The 15964-nt window shown below is 44.6% G+C and carries 19 protein-coding genes; 5 read left to right on the top strand and 14 right to left on the bottom strand.

Annotated elements, in window-relative coordinates; all coding sequences use genetic code 11:
- Positions 1 to 182 precede the first annotated feature (182 nt).
- Both hemF and H6F73_RS21795 read left to right on the top strand, forming a co-directional pair.
- Positions 183 to 1226, top strand: a complete 1044-nt coding sequence (gene hemF, locus H6F73_RS21800; protein ID WP_190760864.1) for an oxygen-dependent coproporphyrinogen oxidase — start codon at positions 183 to 185, stop codon at positions 1224 to 1226.
- A gap of 256 nt (positions 1227 to 1482) precedes the next feature.
- The gene (locus tag H6F73_RS21795; RefSeq protein ID WP_190669678.1) at positions 1483 to 1854 is read left to right on the top strand and encodes an STAS domain-containing protein; all 372 of its coding nucleotides are present in this window, start codon (positions 1483 to 1485) and stop codon (positions 1852 to 1854) included.
- 151 nt (positions 1855 to 2005) lie between these two features.
- On the opposite strand, the gene H6F73_RS21790 is transcribed toward H6F73_RS21795, so the two are convergent.
- Positions 2006 to 2677, bottom strand: a complete 672-nt coding sequence (locus tag H6F73_RS21790; RefSeq protein ID WP_347239595.1) for a chromophore lyase CpcT/CpeT — start codon at positions 2675 to 2677, stop codon at positions 2006 to 2008.
- The gene (locus H6F73_RS27100) at positions 2667 to 2789 is read right to left on the bottom strand and encodes a hypothetical protein (protein ID WP_277882638.1); all 123 of its coding nucleotides are present in this window, start codon (positions 2787 to 2789) and stop codon (positions 2667 to 2669) included. Before H6F73_RS27100 ends, H6F73_RS21790 begins: the two co-directional genes overlap by 11 nt.
- Before the next feature lie 73 nt (positions 2790 to 2862).
- Between H6F73_RS27100 and psb29 the strand changes: the two genes are divergently transcribed.
- Positions 2863 to 3582: a photosystem II biogenesis protein Psp29 gene (gene psb29 / locus H6F73_RS21785; protein ID WP_190760863.1), complete on the top strand. Its 720-nt coding sequence runs from the start codon at positions 2863 to 2865 to the stop codon at positions 3580 to 3582.
- Between the two features lie 106 nt (positions 3583 to 3688).
- Positions 3689 to 4075, top strand: a complete 387-nt coding sequence (locus H6F73_RS21780; RefSeq protein WP_190760862.1) for a VOC family protein — start codon at positions 3689 to 3691, stop codon at positions 4073 to 4075.
- Between the two features lie 16 nt (positions 4076 to 4091).
- On the opposite strand, the gene H6F73_RS21775 is transcribed toward H6F73_RS21780, so the two are convergent.
- The 3 genes from H6F73_RS21775 to H6F73_RS21765 all read right to left on the bottom strand — a co-directional run bounded on the left by H6F73_RS21775 (position 4092) and on the right by H6F73_RS21765 (position 5898).
- Positions 4092 to 4625, bottom strand: coding sequence for a GAF domain-containing protein (locus tag H6F73_RS21775; protein WP_190760861.1), 534 nt, complete (start codon positions 4623 to 4625; stop codon positions 4092 to 4094).
- Positions 4626 to 4739: 114 nt separating this feature from the next.
- A complete protein-coding gene (locus H6F73_RS21770; RefSeq protein ID WP_190760860.1) occupies positions 4740 to 5036 on the bottom strand; it encodes a hypothetical protein in 297 nt (98 codons plus the stop codon).
- 187 nt (positions 5037 to 5223) lie between these two features.
- Positions 5224 to 5898, bottom strand: a complete 675-nt coding sequence (locus H6F73_RS21765; protein ID WP_190760859.1) for a phosphoribosyltransferase family protein — start codon at positions 5896 to 5898, stop codon at positions 5224 to 5226.
- Positions 5899 to 6029: 131 nt separating this feature from the next.
- Here H6F73_RS21765 and H6F73_RS21760 point away from each other — a divergent pair, with 131 nt between their 5' ends.
- Entirely contained in the window at positions 6030 to 6728 is a 699-nt protein-coding gene (locus H6F73_RS21760; RefSeq protein ID WP_190760858.1) for a uracil-DNA glycosylase, read from the top strand.
- Positions 6729 to 6837: 109 nt separating this feature from the next.
- Here the strand turns inward: H6F73_RS21760 and H6F73_RS21755 are convergent, their stop codons facing one another.
- The 9 genes from H6F73_RS21755 to tyrS all read right to left on the bottom strand — a co-directional run bounded on the left by H6F73_RS21755 (position 6838) and on the right by tyrS (position 15589).
- Positions 6838 to 7677 (bottom strand): exosortase-dependent surface protein XDP2, encoded by an 840-nt coding sequence (locus H6F73_RS21755; protein ID WP_190760857.1) that lies wholly within the window; start codon positions 7675 to 7677, stop codon positions 6838 to 6840.
- Positions 7678 to 8172: 495 nt separating this feature from the next.
- Positions 8173 to 8661: a zinc-dependent metalloprotease family protein gene (locus H6F73_RS21750; RefSeq protein ID WP_199330722.1), complete on the bottom strand. Its 489-nt coding sequence runs from the start codon at positions 8659 to 8661 to the stop codon at positions 8173 to 8175.
- 277 nt (positions 8662 to 8938) lie between these two features.
- Positions 8939 to 10309 carry a VWA domain-containing protein gene (locus tag H6F73_RS21745; RefSeq protein ID WP_190760855.1) on the bottom strand — a complete coding sequence of 457 codons (1371 nt, stop codon included), beginning with the start codon at positions 10307 to 10309 and terminating at the stop codon, positions 8939 to 8941.
- 117 nt (positions 10310 to 10426) lie between these two features.
- On the bottom strand, positions 10427 to 10999 hold the full coding sequence (locus H6F73_RS21740) for a TerD family protein (RefSeq protein ID WP_190760854.1): 573 nt from the start codon (positions 10997 to 10999) through the stop codon (positions 10427 to 10429).
- Between the two features lie 93 nt (positions 11000 to 11092).
- Entirely contained in the window at positions 11093 to 11695 is a 603-nt protein-coding gene (locus tag H6F73_RS21735) for a TerD family protein (RefSeq protein WP_190760853.1), read from the bottom strand.
- A gap of 96 nt (positions 11696 to 11791) precedes the next feature.
- Positions 11792 to 12367 carry a TerD family protein gene (locus tag H6F73_RS21730; protein WP_190760852.1) on the bottom strand — a complete coding sequence of 192 codons (576 nt, stop codon included), beginning with the start codon at positions 12365 to 12367 and terminating at the stop codon, positions 11792 to 11794.
- Positions 12368 to 12909: 542 nt separating this feature from the next.
- On the bottom strand, positions 12910 to 13569 hold the full coding sequence (locus H6F73_RS21725; RefSeq protein ID WP_242072597.1) for a hypothetical protein: 660 nt from the start codon (positions 13567 to 13569) through the stop codon (positions 12910 to 12912).
- Positions 13562 to 14284, bottom strand: coding sequence for an orotidine-5'-phosphate decarboxylase (pyrF, locus tag H6F73_RS21720; protein ID WP_190760851.1), 723 nt, complete (start codon positions 14282 to 14284; stop codon positions 13562 to 13564). The genes H6F73_RS21725 and pyrF overlap by 8 nt, the downstream gene beginning before the upstream one ends.
- Positions 14285 to 14404: 120 nt before the next feature.
- Complete coding sequence (gene tyrS / locus H6F73_RS21715) at positions 14405 to 15589, bottom strand: tyrosine--tRNA ligase (RefSeq protein ID WP_242072608.1); 1185 nt, start codon at positions 15587 to 15589, stop codon at positions 14405 to 14407.
- Positions 15590 to 15964 lie beyond the last annotated feature (375 nt).

Raw genomic sequence — 15964 nt, 5'->3', positions numbered from 1 at the left:
TTTTTTATAAGTAGCTGCCCAGTGCTGAGGCACAGGCTACGCGGTCGCTCACTAAGGCACTTTCACGATTTACCATTGAGCAGCTTGATTGCTTGAGTGAGCGAGCTAAACAGTCTAACGATTGAGATAATTGGCCGCTCTTAGTATCTTGAATTCGCGAACCGATATTAGCATTGAAATCTATGACTGCTTTTTCCACCTCCGAGGCTACCGCATCCCAATTTTTGCCCCCAGCTGATTCCCAATCCCGAATCAGCCAGTTTATGAAACAGCTACAAGATGAAATCTGTCAGGGTTTGGAACAGGTGGATGGCACCGGCACGTTTCAAGAGGATTCGTGGGAACGCCCAGAAGGCGGCGGCGGTCGTTCTCGCGTTATGCGCGAGGGGGCGGTTTTCGAGCAGGGCGGTGTTAATTTTTCTGAAGTTTGGGGTTCTCATCTGCCGCCTTCGATTTTGGCGCAGCGCCCAGAGGCAGCCGGCCACCCATTCTACGCCACCGGCACGTCAATGGTATTACACCCGCGTAGTCCCTACATCCCGACCGTCCACCTCAACTATCGCTACTTTGAGGCTGGGCCGGTGTGGTGGTTTGGCGGTGGAGCAGATTTGACGCCTTACTATCCTTTTGCCGAAGATGCGGCCCATTTCCACAACACGTTTAAGCAAGCTTGCGACCGGCATCACGGGGAATATTACTCGGTGTTTAAGCGCTGGTGTGATGAATATTTCTACTTAAAGCACCGGCAAGAAATGCGGGGCGTTGGCGGCATCTTTTTTGACTACCAAGATGGCCAAGGACATCTGTATCGTGGCCCTGATGCGAATGGCCCAGCAGCGGAACACAGCAATCACATCGGGATGCCGGCCCAGCGCACTTGGGAAGACTTGTTTGCTTTTGTGCAATCCTGTGGTCGGGCATTTTTACCGGCTTATACGCCGATTGTAGAGCGGCGACGGTCGATGGAATATGGGGATCGCGAACGCAATTTCCAGCTATACCGACGGGGCCGGTATGTTGAATTTAACCTTGTCTACGATCGGGGTACCATCTTTGGCTTGCAAACCAACGGACGCACCGAATCGATTTTGATGTCTTTGCCGCCCTTGGTGCGTTGGGAATATGGCTATCAACCTGAACCCAACACCCCGGAAGCCGAACTCTATGAAATCTTCTTAAAGCCTCAAGATTGGGCAAACTGGACGCCCGATGCTTTGAATGGTTAGAAAATTTATGAGCTGGGCGATTAACCGCCCAGCCGCGTTTCTTTTCGTAACTATTTGTTGCCGGTCGAAAATAAGCTAAGCTACAACAGAAGCCATTGCAGATAAACTTTAGGGTTAGCATTGGCGATTAAGCTCAAACACAAGCCAAGACAGGCTTTAATTAAGGCGGGTTTTGTCTCCAGTTAAAAGGTTTGGGCATAAATACCGATCTTTGTCAAGATCGACCCGACAATCTATAGTTTCGAGGGGAAGGGCCGTGATTCATATAGAGCAAAAAACACACACGACCCAGGACGGCACAACAGTCATTGTCTTGGCACCGACAGGGCGCTTAGACATCACGACGGCCTGGCAATTCCGCTTAAAGTTGCAAGAGTGTATTTCAAAACTCAGCCGCCATATAGTTGTGAATTTGGGTCAAGTAAATTTCATTGATAGTTCTGGTTTAACGTCCCTGGTGGCCGGTATGCGCGATGCCGACAAAGTCAAAGGCAGTTTCCGGATTTGTAATGTCCATCCAGAGGCCAAACTGGTATTTGAAGTCACCATGATGGATTCTGTCTTTGAAATTTTTGAAACGGAAGAAGACGCACTGGAAGGAGTGCCTCGTAATTCCGTAGCGAGTTAAACCTTGACAGCCTCTGAGCGACTTAACTTAACTCCGTAAACTTGTCTTTACTCGTCTGAGTGGAGTCATTCGCTTGTGTGGCGACAGGGGTGCATTTAATTTAAGTTAGCGATTCAGATGCGCCGGCAAGCCGTGAGCCGGCAAACCCTTATTAAAGAGGTAGCTCATCTGAAAAATCTTGGGATTTAGTAAATCGAAAGGGTCCTATAATCGCCCCCCACAAAGCCTTACCCGTCGCTGGATCGATTCCTTTGTCGTAGGTGAGCAATTGCGTCGGTGTCGCCTCAAAGCCGAGGGATACTTGGCGAGTTTCTCCTTGATAGGTAAAGCAGCAGCGGGCGTCTGGAGGCAAGGATGCGCCAAAGTGATAACCACCGGCAGCAAGTGGCTGTTGCGTGACACTCAGCGTGCAGCCCGGAAGAAATTCAAGTTCTGCCGGTGTCAGCCGGCTCAATAAGTCTCGGTTGCGACCGCATCCTTGAAAGGCAGTGGGGTCTTTGAGCATATAGTACCGCACTTGCAGTTGGGTCTGGGAACCACTCCCGACAGACTGCAACTGCATCACTCGCTGGCGATAGGGACGATCTAAGCTGACTATATTCGCCTGTTCTGCAAATAAAGTGATAGAGTCTTCGGAAAATAAGTTTGCGGGCACCGGACGCTGCCATAGGCGCAGGTGGACATACCAAGCCGGTTCTGCAAACGCTTGAGCTTGATTGTCAAATTCACCAGCGAGATAACGCGCCAGAGCGGTAAGTTCGGGAGAGAACGTCATAAATGGGGTGAAATAACCGAACATCGCATGGCAGCCATTAGCCACCATTCAGCACGAATTTATACCAAGGCGAATGTAATAGCAATATCGCATTCAATCGTTCGTTCTGGCTGCCATATTGCCCTGCAACCACCAGCAACAAAGGATCGGCATTCCGCATTGCTACAGCCTGCCTTGGCAAACGTGTCACAAGCGCGAGACAATAATAGTTAAGTTGCCCTTTAAGTTTGTCTGTGAATAACGTTCGCACTGTTTCAGATACCAAGCGATCTTTCTACAATCTTCACACCCGTCCGATCAACTCAATTTATCGTCGGGTGGTTGAAGAACTCATGGTGGAAATGCACTTGCTTTCCGTCAATGTAGACTTTCGCTATGATCCCATCTACGCCCTCGGCGTTGTTTCATCCTTTGACCGATTCATGCAAGGGTACATACCCGAACAAGACAAACCCTCCATTTTTAATGCCATCTGTCAAGCCTTAGAAGACGATCCGCAAAGATATCAACACGACGCCCAGCGCTTACAAGAATTCACTTCTCGCCTGTCGCCAAGTGAATTAGTGGCTTGGTTGAGTCAATCATCGATGCCGGCAGAAGCAGGTGACTTACAAGAGCATCTGCAAGGGATCGCCCACAATTCCCACTTTAAGTACAGCCGTCTATTTGCTATTGGGTTATTCACCCTCCTAGAACTGGCTAGCCCAGATTTGGTGAAAGACGACAAACAGCGGGTTGAGGCACAGCAAAAAATCTGTGACGCCCTACATCTGCCGGCAGACAAATTACAGAAAGATTTAGAACTGTACCGCAGTAATTTGGAAAAAATGGCCCAGGCACGGATTGTCCTGGCGGATGTCCTTAGCGCGGATCGGAAAAAACGGGAACAGCGTGCTCAAGCTAAAAACACCGTAGCGGCTCCCCCTAATGGTTCTAGCGAGTTTAAACTTTAAAAGTTAGATTGTTTTTGTACTTTGTTATTTGTCGTTATCAAGGCAAATGACAAAGCACAAATAACAATTTAAACACTCAAATTTTCAGCGAAGTCCGCGTTAGCTGATGGATTTTCAATGTCAGAGTGCGCTCGTTACCCTTGCCACTCCCAGTTTAGAAACGTTAGTGCAATTTTACCGGCAATTACTTGCTCAAGCACCACACCCCTACATTCCGAATGTATACGCCGAGTTTCAACTTCCGGGATTGCGATTGGGGATTTTTAAACCGAAAGAATCACACTTTTCAGAATTTGTCAATACTTATAACAGTTGTTTTAGTTTGTGTTTAGAAGTTAATGACTTAGAAGCAACAATTTCTCATTTATCCGCTTTGGGATATCCGCCGGCTGGAGACATTTTAACGGCTTCCCACGGCAGAGAAATTTACGCTTACGATCCCGTTGGAAATCGTTTAATTCTTCACGAATCTGTAAAATTTTCCCCGATTTAAAAATACATTTTATCGCTCAAATTTTAGCCGACTTCATATAAGCAACAGCAAGCGGTGTAATTTTTTCTGTTACTTGGGAAATTACAAATCGGTCAAAATCATTCCACACTCGTGGCTGATTAAATACACAAGGTTGTAAAATTCCCCACAATTGACCCTCAAAGCATAAGTGAGCGTGAATTAACGCTCTATGTCCAAAGGTTTTGTGTTCAAAAGCTTTGTTAACAACAGCTGGACTTGCGGTTTCCACATCCTCAACAAAAATTGAAGGTTCGGTTCGCAACGCCGCCGCAAATAAAGGATCTTCTTTTGCTAAAGATTCGGGTTCGGGTTTCCAATCAGCATCGAAGATTTCGGGAAATTCTGGACTACGACACCAGCAGTAAGAAACTTTACCGACACGTGTGTGAGGATCGCGCAAATAGAGAAAGCAACGATCACTTTGCAACACTTCGCCTAAAGCCGGCATTAAAGCGGAAAAAACTTCCTCCGGTTCGCGGTCATTTTCTAAAATGTTTACAAGAACTGCCGGCAGAGTTTGATCAAGCATGAGTAGGATAAAAAAACTTTTCTAATTTGTCATTTAGTTTCACAGAAATTTCGGCTTTCTAGCTGCGGCATTTAAATCACAAGCTTTACTTAGCCCAAGTCAAGTGCTAGCTGATTACAAATGGCCGGCTAAGTCAACAATACTATACAGGCTCATAATTAACAGCAGAAGTGCTGTCCATTGAACCACTTGGGGATAGGGGGAAGGCGTAACTGTCTGCCTAATTAAAATTGAAACAGATGAGCCGGTTACATAGCTCAAACTCAACACCAGGAATGGCCAGCTATCGGTCATGCCCCAGAATAAGAGCAAAGCCATTGCCAACATTAACATGACCATCTCAACAAACCGAGGTGGATTCTGCTGGCTCGATAAAATTAAAGTCTGACACCAAAATTGCCACAGTCTCATTGATCAATTATCAGCTAACGGCATTTAAAAATTAGGTCATCTGGAAAGCACCCCAGACAAACCACTTTTTTATTCTTCATTCTAGCTTCCGCATGGGAGCCTCCCAATTATGTAGCGGCAAAGCCTTTGGGTAATCAATCTTTAGTACGATTTATAACTGGTTGTACCAAATGCTTTGCCCTAACGTTTAGAGATCTGACAGCCAAGCGTTGTGCTGTTGCAGACAAATCAAGGCTTCTGCCATTTCAACTTGGGGAAACTCAGCATAAAACCGGCTGACACTCAGAAACGGCTGAGGTGTCGCGAATAGAATGACGTGATCTCCCCATTCGTGCAGAGATTCCAGTAAATCTGGTGGCGCTACCGGCGCACAGATCCAAATTGCTGCCGGTTGTTGTGTTCTCAAAGCTTGAGCTGCTGTTGCCATCGTCATGCCGGTGGCAATGCCGTCGTCAACTAAAATTGCAATTGCACCCTGCGCACTCACCCCAGGCTGTGCGGGGGCGAGATCGGCTAGCTGATCTTGGGCTTTTGTTTGAGCCTGAAGCAGTGCAGTTTCTCGCAGCTTAAAGTCTAGCCGGCGGATGCCACGTTGGGCTGACCAAAGTACATGGCCATCTGCTGTGACAGCCCCGATGGCCAGTTCTGGATTTTCTGGCAGGGTAATTTTTTTGGCCAAAATAACATCTAACGGGCACTTGAGGAGACGCGCTATCGGCGCAGCCACCGGCAACCCGCCTCTCGGTAGGGCGTAAACAATCGTTTTAGCCCCCATTTCAGCATTATTTAATTGAGAAACAACCAGCTGTGCCAGCTTTTCGCCGGCATCAACACGATTGCAAAACAATGGGGAAGGTGACATTGATCCCTCCAGCCACACGGCAACTCTTGCCTCTATATTCGCTGATTTTCGCCCTGCACTTCGACCGGCAGATGCTCTAGCATCCTAATTCATCTAGAATTTAGAGTCTAAAAGTAAAATTCTCCAGCGCCATGTCCAACGAAGACCAGCTCAACCTGTTCGATCTATCACCCGATGGCGAAGCCGGTGCGTCTGGGTTTTTCCAGCAAGACTTAATTCCCACAAGCGCCAAAATTCCCGTTCCCCCAGGTACTTATCCAACAATGGCACCCCTGGCGAAACACTGTAATGAGTGTTACCGCTGCGATTTGGGAAAGACTCGCACCCACGCAGTCGTTGGACGTGGCAATTTGCAAGCGCCGATTATGATTATCGGAGAAGCGCCGGGGCAAAACGAAGACGAAACCGGCTTGCCGTTTGTGGGCAAATCTGGTCAGTTGTTAGATAAAATACTTGCTTCTGTGGGCTTGGAGACAGAACGAGATATTTATATTTGCAATATGGTAAAATGCCGGCCTCCGGATAACCGTGTGCCTACGCCGGCAGAAATAGCCGCTTGCAAGCCATACCTGCTCGAACAAATTCGTCTGGTAAACCCAAAAATTATTCTGCTCACCGGCGCAACTGCTGTCAAAGGTGTAACCGGCGATAAGCGAGGAATTACTAAAATTCGCGGCACTTGGCTTGAATGGGAGTCGCGACTGTGTATGCCCATTTTTCACCCGGCTTATCTGCTGCGGAATCCTTCGCGTGAACAAGGCAGCCCTAAATGGCTAATGTGGCAAGATATCCAAGCAGTGCGTGCCAAATTGGATGAAATCCACAATTAATCCGTTTAAATTTTCCCCATGCCGGCACTCTTTTCGCAGTTTTTGCTGTAATTAACAGTGCCTTTCAAAACCCCCAATCCCCAAATCCTCCCCGCTTCCTGCCCATCAATTAGCTGTGCTTACTCACCTGACGCCGGCGAGAAATCAGCATCATCCCGGCAACCGCACCTAAACCAACCATAGAAGCCGGTTCAGGAACTTGTCTAGCGACTAATTTAAAATCTGGCCCATTATAGCTGCTATCTGCTGTCAGCCGAATCCCATTCAAAGAAGTCACCCCAAGCTGTTGCAAGCTCAGCCCCCAACTTCCGACAATGTGAGCTGCACTAATTTCCAATGTATCAATGCTATAGTCTACCAGCGTTTGATCTGCCCGATTGAGCTTGACAAAATTCCCGATTAACTTGCCGGATGTATCAATTGCTTGAACGCCTAAATCGCTATTCTTTCCTCGTTCCCAGAAAAACAGGTTATCTAATCCCGATTTATCCGCACGAACAATTTTATTAAAGAAAAGGTTCATCCTAAAAGAACCTGTCTCCTCAGTGTCAATAATATTGTTGAGATTGCGGTTTCCCAGATAAGCGGCAACTTCTGCGCCGGTTGGATCGTTCATTCCAGATGTCGGCATCGGCGCATTGGCTTTATCACCTTTATCTGTGCTTGCTCCACCTGTGTTGTTGTTTGTGCCGGCTATTTCTGGGTTGCTCGTATCTCCTGATTGCTTATTTGTGATCGGTGTATTCGAGAGAATTTTTGCCTCGTTAACCAGTAAAAACCGATCAATCGTAGTTTGATTTTGTGTAATAGAATTTAACCAAATATCACCTTCGGCTCCATCAACTGCCGTAAAGTTGGTTGTAAAACTAGCTGCTTGAGCAGTCGTGGAAGCCGCGATAACTAAACCTATCGCTAAGTAAATACCTTTTAATGCGGAATGAAAGTTCATATAAGTTCCCCCCATACATAGTTCCCGTTGTAGCCGGTGTGTAAATAGATCGGAGCCATATTTGGGAGGTATCCCGTTCCTAAGCAATTACTTAAATCTCTAAAATCCGACTCAAGCCTTTGCCTATATCTGTGAAATATATCTCGCTGATCTACACAGGACTATCCTAATTCCCACCAGGCTTGCTCTACCAGGGTTTACAGCGATTTTTACTCAATCTTTAAAATCGGCAGGAGTATTCCATAAGTATGATGAAGTTCCTTCGGAACGCCTCTAAAAAATAATGGATACCATAGAGTTTCTTAATAGTTAAGATTTAATTATAGTTTAAAAAATAATATAAATAAGTGATTATGATAGAAGGTTAAGTTCTTTTATCAAGCATTTCTTAGCAATCCTTTATCAAAGGGAATTCGGGTAGAAATAGGGTTTTTGAATTAGGGGCCGGCATAAAGTTAGAAATACCTGTTGTTCTTGTGCCCACTCGCTTGTATGCTAAAAACGTCTTTTGGTAGTTTGCCTAGAGATGGCATTATTCATCGAGTTGATTTGCGAAGCGTGAAATGAAGGAGGCATTAGACTATGGATTGTATGATCGAGTCCATCATACATAACATCCGTTTGTAGCGCCGAGTGATCGAGTCCTAATGTATGCCCGATTTCATGGGTGATAGTATTCGCAATTAAATTGGACAATTGATTAGCATTAAGACTAGCATTGTAAGACGCATTAAATATTTGGTCAATGCGAACAATAGCACGGGCTGTAACCATTCCTAATTGAAAAGTAGCCACTCCCAGATAGTCAACTGGCTGGTTGTCAGCAAATACATACACGTGAGTAAAGTCCTCTCCCCACTCTAGGGGATCAGGCTTATCTGACGTCAAAAATACTTTGACGCTTCTAAAGGCCCCATATATTTTAGAAAAGGCATCAATAAGAATAGTTGCGATTGCTTCTCTATTTTCCTCGGTAACATCCATTCCAGAGATATCTACCCAAATGCAACGGCGATCGCTATCCTTTTCTACAACAGTTCGCCCACAAGAAGGACAAAACTCCCAATGAGATTGGATGCGCGAACGACATCCCTGACAGCGGGGTTTGGGGGGTCTAGTCAGGTTTATGCGTTCCCAAATAGGAACTTTAAGTTTACGAGTGGGTCTGGTAAAATCAAGGCGATCATACAAAGACATTGATTTATAATAAAAATTTTTAGGGTAATATTTTTTTTCTAATTTTACAAAAATCGCGTAACTTCTAGTTTAATATCCCTTTCGCTCTTGCCTGTTTAATCCAACCCGGAAATTCATTCAGCAGTCTTTCATACAATTGCTCATCAGTAATTTTTCCTAAATCATCTACCTGAAAAAAGTCGGCGTTATCAACAATCCGACCACCCATCGTGTCTAATCTTTCCAAAATTCCATAATTAGAACCAGCTAAGCCAACAAATTGCCAGAATATAGGATATTTTGCTGCATCAACCACAGCTTTTGTAATCCCTTGTTCATCAGTAACGCCTCCATCACTAAGAAATACAATAAACGTAGGCAGTTTATCAGGCATTTCTTGAGTGTATTTCTTGATTACATCTTGGATTACACGAGCTTCATTGTTTCCAAAACCTAGTTCTTTCATCAGAGAAGGGGTTTTCAAAATCAGGAAACTTCTCTTTTTTTCTCCACATTCTTCTTGAACGTAACCATCAACATTTGTCTCATGGACTGATTTTGTTCTTTTGAATGTTGAACCAAAAAACCAAACGTCTAATTTTCCATCATTATCTAACCTACTAGCAACAGGAACTATTCTTTCAAGAAAGGCCTGTACTGCCCCAGAAGTATACTGTTGGAGCATAGAGCCAGAAATATCTAAAACCAAAGCAACGCGTGCTACGACATTAGTAATACCTTTTTTGGTAAGAACAATATCTACTTTTGTTTTTAACAAACTAATATTTGCTTTTTTTGTAATATCGATAGGCTGCGATGGACTATTTTGAAGAGGAACAATTACTGGAATTTCTACTTTAGGCTCTACTTTCTTTTCTTTCGGGTTAGTTTCGACAATATACTTATCTACAAAACTTTGTAATCCAGCATTATAACCTTCTCCAACGGCTTGAAATCTCCAGTCATCATCTTTTTTATACAATCTTCCAAATTCCAAAGCTGTCTCTTGAGAAAAAGCTTCTCTCAAATTGTACCGAGCCAAAGACCTTTTTGTTTCTGGGTTGTAAATCTTGATAAATGCGTTTCTAATTTGGCTGAAATTTTGATTTTTTTCCTGTCCTTCATGAATTGTAACAACAAAAACTATTTCTTGAATAATAGGATTTATTTTTTGCAAATCAACATAAATCGTCTCATCATCTCCGTTACCTTCTCCGGTTCTATTATCTCCAGAGTGTCTTAAAGAACCATCAAGGGATTGAAGGTTGTTGTAAAACACAAAGTATCTTTCATCAGGAACTTTGCCATCTGCGCCTAACATGAACACAGAAGCATCAACATCATAACTTTCTCCATTCTGACTGACCTGCCAGCCCAAGCCAATAGAAACTTTTTTTAACTGTGGAACCTCTTGAGAAAGATTAAATCTGCCACCTTTAGATAATTCAATTTCCATTTTTAATAGCTCCTTTATGTTGACCAGTAAATTTTTGTAGTCAAGTTAAGTATGTATTAAAAAAAGGGGAGACAATAATAAATAAATCCCCCTTTTGATTAAATCCTTAACTAGCTTCTAAGAAGCGTATTTATCTACAAAACTTTGCAGACCTGATTTATAACCAGCGCCGACAGCTTGGAATCTCCATTCACCATCTTTTTTGTAAAGCTTACCAAATTCAATCGCTGTTTCTGCCGAAGCATCTTCATCTAGTTCATACTTAGCAATTTGGTTTTCTGTTGCATTATCGTAGATCCTGATGTAGGAGTTTCTCACTTGCCCAAAGTTTTGCTTTCTTTGATCTGCTTCATGGATAGTCACAACAAAAACTATTTCTTGAACTGAGGCATCAACTTTACTTAAATCAATTTGAACAGTTTCATCATCCCCTGAACCCTCACCAGTTCTGCTATCTCCCTGATGTTTCACAGAACCGTCTGGGGATGTTGAATTGTTATAAAACACAAAGTATTTGTCGTTAGGAATTTTTCCATTAGCGCCCAACATAAATACAGAAGCATCTAAGTCGAAAGCTGAACCTGTATCTGTGGCGTTGATATCCCATCCCAAACCAATACCCGCATTTTTCATGCTAGGTGCTTCTTTTGAGAGATTGATTCTTTCGCCTTTGCTTAAGTTAATTGACATGATTCCTACCTCTTGGTACAAAACGATTTTTATTCAGAGTAGAGATTGAGTTTAATTACTCAAGAATTATCAGGCTAGCTAATTAACGAATGGTTAAGCATAGGCTTGCACGAGTTCCTCTAACCCATTAACGCTAACACCATTACCAATGGCTGCCATTTTCCACTCGTTGTTGTGATTGTAAATTTCAGCCATGATCATCCCGGTCTTTCCTTTGTATTCAGCACCTGACAAATTATACTTGGCAAGTTCTTGATTGTTAGAGTTGTTTACTAGACGGACAAAAGCATTTTTTACTTGTGCAAAGTCTTGTTTGCGCTTAATACACTCAAAAATATTAACCGTAAAAACCAGTTTTACAATCTCCTTTGGTAGCTTAGCTAAATCTATAATAATCTGCTCGTCATCACCTTCTCCTGCACCTGTTAGATTATCACCCAGATGGGTAATTGCTCCTGATTTGTGGGATAGGTTGCCAAAGTAAACGATGTTAGCTATATCTCTTACTTTGTCATTTTGATCTAAACAGATGACTGAAGCATCTAAATCGTAGTCTGGAGTATTGCTGAAAGCTCCAAACAAACCACCACCCGTGCGTTTTGCCACATCCCATCCCAGCCCACACATGAGTTTGGTTAACCCTGGTGCTTCTTTGGAAAGAGAGATGCGTTGCCCTTTCTGAAGGTTAATTCCCATCTAAATTATCCTAGATATATTGAGTTAGTAATGTTTTTCAGTTACTTGATTGGCTAGTCGTTCGCAACAACATTTATTCAGGGTTGGTTCTGAATTTTAGCTATAGCGATCAAGTAGTGCTTGCAAGCCACCTTGATAGCCGGCTCCCACAGCATTGAGCCGCCATTCACCATCTTTACGGTAGAGTTCAGCCATGATTAATGCTGTCTCTATCGAGTAGTCTTCTACAAGGTCGTAACGGATTGCTTCCTGTTTTGTCTGAGCATTAACAACCCGGACGAAAGCATTTCGTATTTGACCAAAATTTTGACCGCGTTGCTGTGCTTCGTGGATAGTGACAGTAACAACGATTTTTTGAACGTTGCTTGGAACTTTGTTGAGATTAACTTTGATAACTTCATCGTCTCCCTCACCTAAACCCGTAAGGTTGTCTCCCAGGTGCTGAAGTGATTTATCAGGGTCGGGACTTGTAAGATTATTGTAAAAAATAAAGTGGTTGTCAGAAATAAGTTTATCGTTGGCACCTAACATGAATACTGACGAGTCTAAATCAAAGTCGTAACCTGTGTCTGTAGCTTTAACGTCCCATCCGAGTCCAATCAAGACCTCTGTTAGGCCAGGTGCAACTTTTTCAAGTGATACTCGTTGTCCTTTAGCTAGTGAAACTGCCATGTGTTTTTCCTCCTGTTAATAGCAAACAAAAAGCACACAAATTTGAAATAAATTTCAAATTTGTTCCATCGAATTTGGATTTTTTCTGCAAATAGCAAAAGAATGCAATCTGCTACAGTTAGTAGCTAAGTAATTCGGACTATGTGGAGAATAGTTGAACAGCAATTAAGAATTTTTTACATGGATAGTGGTGAAGGTTTAGCGTGGTTTACCGTAAAGTAAATAACACTTAATGAAGCCACTAAGTTTTGTGTTCATCCGGTTGACTTCAAGAATTTACGCACGACTTTACCTATCTCTGTTGAGTCATTACTAAAAGTTTTTATGAGTAGCCGGCTTTTTTCCTCGATGTATTACGGACTGGAACGCAGGCCATGTCCTGCGCTTTATCCTAGTCATTGTTAAAAAGCATTGTAAAGAGTAAAAATACTTAGTGCGAAAACCCTCTATGTTTATACCAAATAATTTCCTGTTAAGTTTTGTTCTTTTCCCAGCTCGCCCGGTTGACCTTTCTTACTGGCGCTATGAGCTGCTAAATTCAGTTATCGGATCACACCGGCGCGACAGTCTCGCAGCCAAGTATTAATAGCCTGAGCAATAACGCCGGTACTGCTATCTCGTGGCGGTAAGGGCGGTTTTCCTGCCGGATAAGTACCCAGTCGGGAAAACATCATCGCCAAGCGCCAGCCACTTTGAGTTTTAGTTAGAAACACCCAGTGGTAATGCTGTAATTCTACCAACGTGCCGGTGGCATAATTCCGCTCAAGGGTACTAATAAAAACTTGGCGGGGTTCGTCAGAAGATGGCTCTACCGGCTCACCAATATCTAAGGAAGCGCTTTTAGGAGAACGTCCGGGGCCAAGCGGTAAAGGTTCATACTCTGGAAATCCCGCTATAATCACATAACTCAGCCCCTCTGTCACACCAACACTGCGAGAGCGTTGAATCACGCGATTTGCATAACTCGGTAAATCTACAATCAGCCGATTAAAAAGTGGTTCTAACTCAGCAGTTTGGCAAACAAAATTGGAATTTTCGGATGGAGGTTGTGGCTTTTTGCTAATAAATTCGGCGGCAAAGGTTGATTCGATAGGCCAAGTAAATAGTAAACAGTAAAAAGGCACAAGAAAGAACATCTTTCTCTTGCCTTTAACAGTTTGCTTTCTACCTTTTAGCGTTTCCACCGGCAGTCGATTATGCAATCGCCGAAATTTCTTCACAAATTCGCTCAAAAGCAGCCGACGGATCGGCAGAGGCAGTAATTGGACGCCCGATCACAAGATAATCAGCACCGGCAGCCACAGCATCCCTTGGCGTCATTGATCGCCGCTGATCGCCCGCCTCTGCCCACACCGGACGAACCCCCGGACAAACTAACAGAAAATCATCCCCACAAACTTGTCTGAGATTTTCCACCTCTTGAGGTGAGCAAACCGCGCCGGCAAGACCACTTTCTTGGGCTAAAATCGCCATTTGCAAAGCATACTCCGGTAATTCCAAAGGAACTTTCAAATCGAACGCCAAATCCCGCGACGACAGACTCGTTAGCAGAGTAATTGCGATTACATTAGGAGGTTGCTGTCCCGTTGCAGCAGCACCTTCTTCCACAGCGGTTTGCGCCGCCTTTAGCGCCTGACGACCGGCACTCGCGTGAACTGTCAGTAAATCGACCCCGTAACTCCCCGCCGCCCGACAAGCACCGGCAACCGTATTTGGAATGTCGTGAAACTTCAAATCCAGAAAAATCCGCTTTTGCCGGTCTTTTAACTGAGACAAAATACTAGGGCCGGCGCTGACAAAAAGCTCTAACCCAACTTTCCAAAACGAAACGAGCGGCAGCGACTCAACCAGCGCTATCGCTGCCGCCTCTGCCGGCACATCTAAAGGAACAATGATGCGGTCTGATACTGATACCATTTGGTGTTTTCACTGCTACATTTTGGGATTGGGGCATGGCTGCAACTGTAGAGCTTATGGATAAGACCAATGCCCCTACCGTTCTTGTTGGCGAAGCCTTGAGCTATGCCCCAATCCCCATTACGGAACTAACCGCACAAACTTCTTTTTCCCGACTTGCAAAACCTTACCATGCAGCTCAGCTCGCTGCTCGAAGGCGCAGTTAATATCCTCAACGCGTTCACCATCCAGCCGCACAGCCCCACCTTGAATCTGCCGGCGGGCATCGTTACCCGTTTGGCACAACCCACTCGCACTGAGAATATAAAACAGTTTGGCGGGAAACTGCACCGACTCTAAGGAGAATTCCGGGACAGCATCGGCTTGCTTAGCATCTCCTTGGACTAAGGTCAGCGCTGCCTGCTGGGCCTGCTGGGCGGCTTCTGTGCCGTGATACTGAGTGACAATATCCAGGGCGAGAAGTTTTTGCCGTTCGCGGGGATTTTCCGGCAACCCATTAAGCGGTAAATTTGTCAATAGCTCAAAATATGATTCTATCTGCTGATCGGGAATTTTTTCGAGCTTAGAATACATGGTCAAGGGGTCTTCGGATAAGGCCACATAGTTGCCGAGGGACTTGGACATTTTTTGAACGCCATCAGTTCCCAACAAAATCGGCATTAGCAAGCCAAATTGAGGCTTTTGGCCAAAATGTCGTTGCAGGTCTCGCCCCACCGCAATATTAAATTTTTGGTCACTTCCTCCCAGTTCTACGTCGGCTTCCACAGCCACGGAATCATAGCCTTGCATTAAGGGGTAGAGAAATTCATGGATGTAAATCGGGTTTTCTTTCTCGTAGCGTTCAGCAAATCCTTCTTTGGCCAGCATTTGACCAACAGTCATGGTTGCGAGCAGTTCCATCGTTTGGGCCAGCTCCAGCTTAGAGAGCCATTCTGAGTTATAGCGAATTTCTAAACGGCCCGGTGTGTCAAAATCCAGAATAGGCCGAACTTGGCTGAGATAAGTTTGGGCATTTTGGTGGACTTGCTCGATACTGAGTTGCTGACGTACTTCCGATTTGCCGGTCGGATCGCCAATTCTAGCGGTAAAATCTCCTATTATTAGCACTGCAGTGTGACCGGCATCTTGGAAAGCTCGAAGCTTACGCATCGGAATACTGTGACCCAGATGAATATCAGCGCCGGTGGCGTCAATCCCGAACTTCACCCGCAAAGGCCGGGAACCGCTAAGCCGGCGCATCAGATTTTCATCGGGATTCTCAGAATTTGGCGCATTGGGAAAAATTTCACTCACACCCCGGCGCAGCCAGGAAACGTCTGGAGCCGCACCCCCCTCACTTCCCCCGCTTTGGAAAGATGGGTGAGCGCTAAGGGATTGACTGTACGGTTGATTTGAAAGCTGAGTTTGCAAATTCACAACTTGATTGGTTACACTCACTGAAATAAAAATCCTTTGGATATAGCAGTTATTAGGCAAGAGAACGAGTTTTCCCCAGATCCCTAACCTTTAAAAAGTCGAACAGCCAGATTACTATATGCAAAAGTTGCAGAAATATCCATGCCGGCCTAAAAAACTTTGGAGTGTGTCTTGACGCACCTTTCAATTTATAGAGTAAGGTTAATCTGCACCCTTTTCTGTCCTGATGGCTCTACTGGTGGTGGTGAAATTACTACAACAGGG

Origin of the sequence: Microcoleus sp. FACHB-68, from assembly GCF_014695715.1 — a bacterium.
Classification (GTDB): Bacteria; Cyanobacteriota; Cyanobacteriia; order Cyanobacteriales; family Oscillatoriaceae; genus FACHB-68.
The sequence above is the reverse complement of the archived record's forward strand: the minus strand, read 5'-3'. Positions and strand labels throughout refer to the sequence as shown.

Coding starts and splice junctions, on each gene's coding strand:
- hemF (WP_190760864.1), top strand. CDS start 183: ATGACTGCTTTTTCCACCTCCGAGGCTACCGCATCCCAATTTTTGCCC.
- H6F73_RS21790 (WP_347239595.1), bottom strand. CDS start 2,677: ATGGTGGCTAATGGCTGCCATGCGATGTTCGGTTATTTCACCCCATTT.
- H6F73_RS27100 (WP_277882638.1), bottom strand. CDS start 2,789: ATGCGGAATGCCGATCCTTTGTTGCTGGTGGTTGCAGGGCAATATGGC.
- H6F73_RS21780 (WP_190760862.1), top strand. CDS start 3,689: ATGGATTTTCAATGTCAGAGTGCGCTCGTTACCCTTGCCACTCCCAGT.
- H6F73_RS21775 (WP_190760861.1), bottom strand. CDS start 4,625: ATGCTTGATCAAACTCTGCCGGCAGTTCTTGTAAACATTTTAGAAAAT.
- H6F73_RS21770 (WP_190760860.1), bottom strand. CDS start 5,036: ATGAGACTGTGGCAATTTTGGTGTCAGACTTTAATTTTATCGAGCCAG.
- H6F73_RS21765 (WP_190760859.1), bottom strand. CDS start 5,898: ATGTCACCTTCCCCATTGTTTTGCAATCGTGTTGATGCCGGCGAAAAG.
- H6F73_RS21760 (WP_190760858.1), top strand. CDS start 6,030: ATGTCCAACGAAGACCAGCTCAACCTGTTCGATCTATCACCCGATGGC.
- H6F73_RS21755 (WP_190760857.1), bottom strand. CDS start 7,677: ATGAACTTTCATTCCGCATTAAAAGGTATTTACTTAGCGATAGGTTTA.
- H6F73_RS21750 (WP_199330722.1), bottom strand. CDS start 8,661: ATGGATGTTACCGAGGAAAATAGAGAAGCAATCGCAACTATTCTTATT.
- H6F73_RS21745 (WP_190760855.1), bottom strand. CDS start 10,309: ATGGAAATTGAATTATCTAAAGGTGGCAGATTTAATCTTTCTCAAGAG.
- H6F73_RS21740 (WP_190760854.1), bottom strand. CDS start 10,999: ATGTCAATTAACTTAAGCAAAGGCGAAAGAATCAATCTCTCAAAAGAA.
- H6F73_RS21735 (WP_190760853.1), bottom strand. CDS start 11,695: ATGGGAATTAACCTTCAGAAAGGGCAACGCATCTCTCTTTCCAAAGAA.
- H6F73_RS21730 (WP_190760852.1), bottom strand. CDS start 12,367: ATGGCAGTTTCACTAGCTAAAGGACAACGAGTATCACTTGAAAAAGTT.
- pyrF (WP_190760851.1), bottom strand. CDS start 14,284: ATGGTATCAGTATCAGACCGCATCATTGTTCCTTTAGATGTGCCGGCA.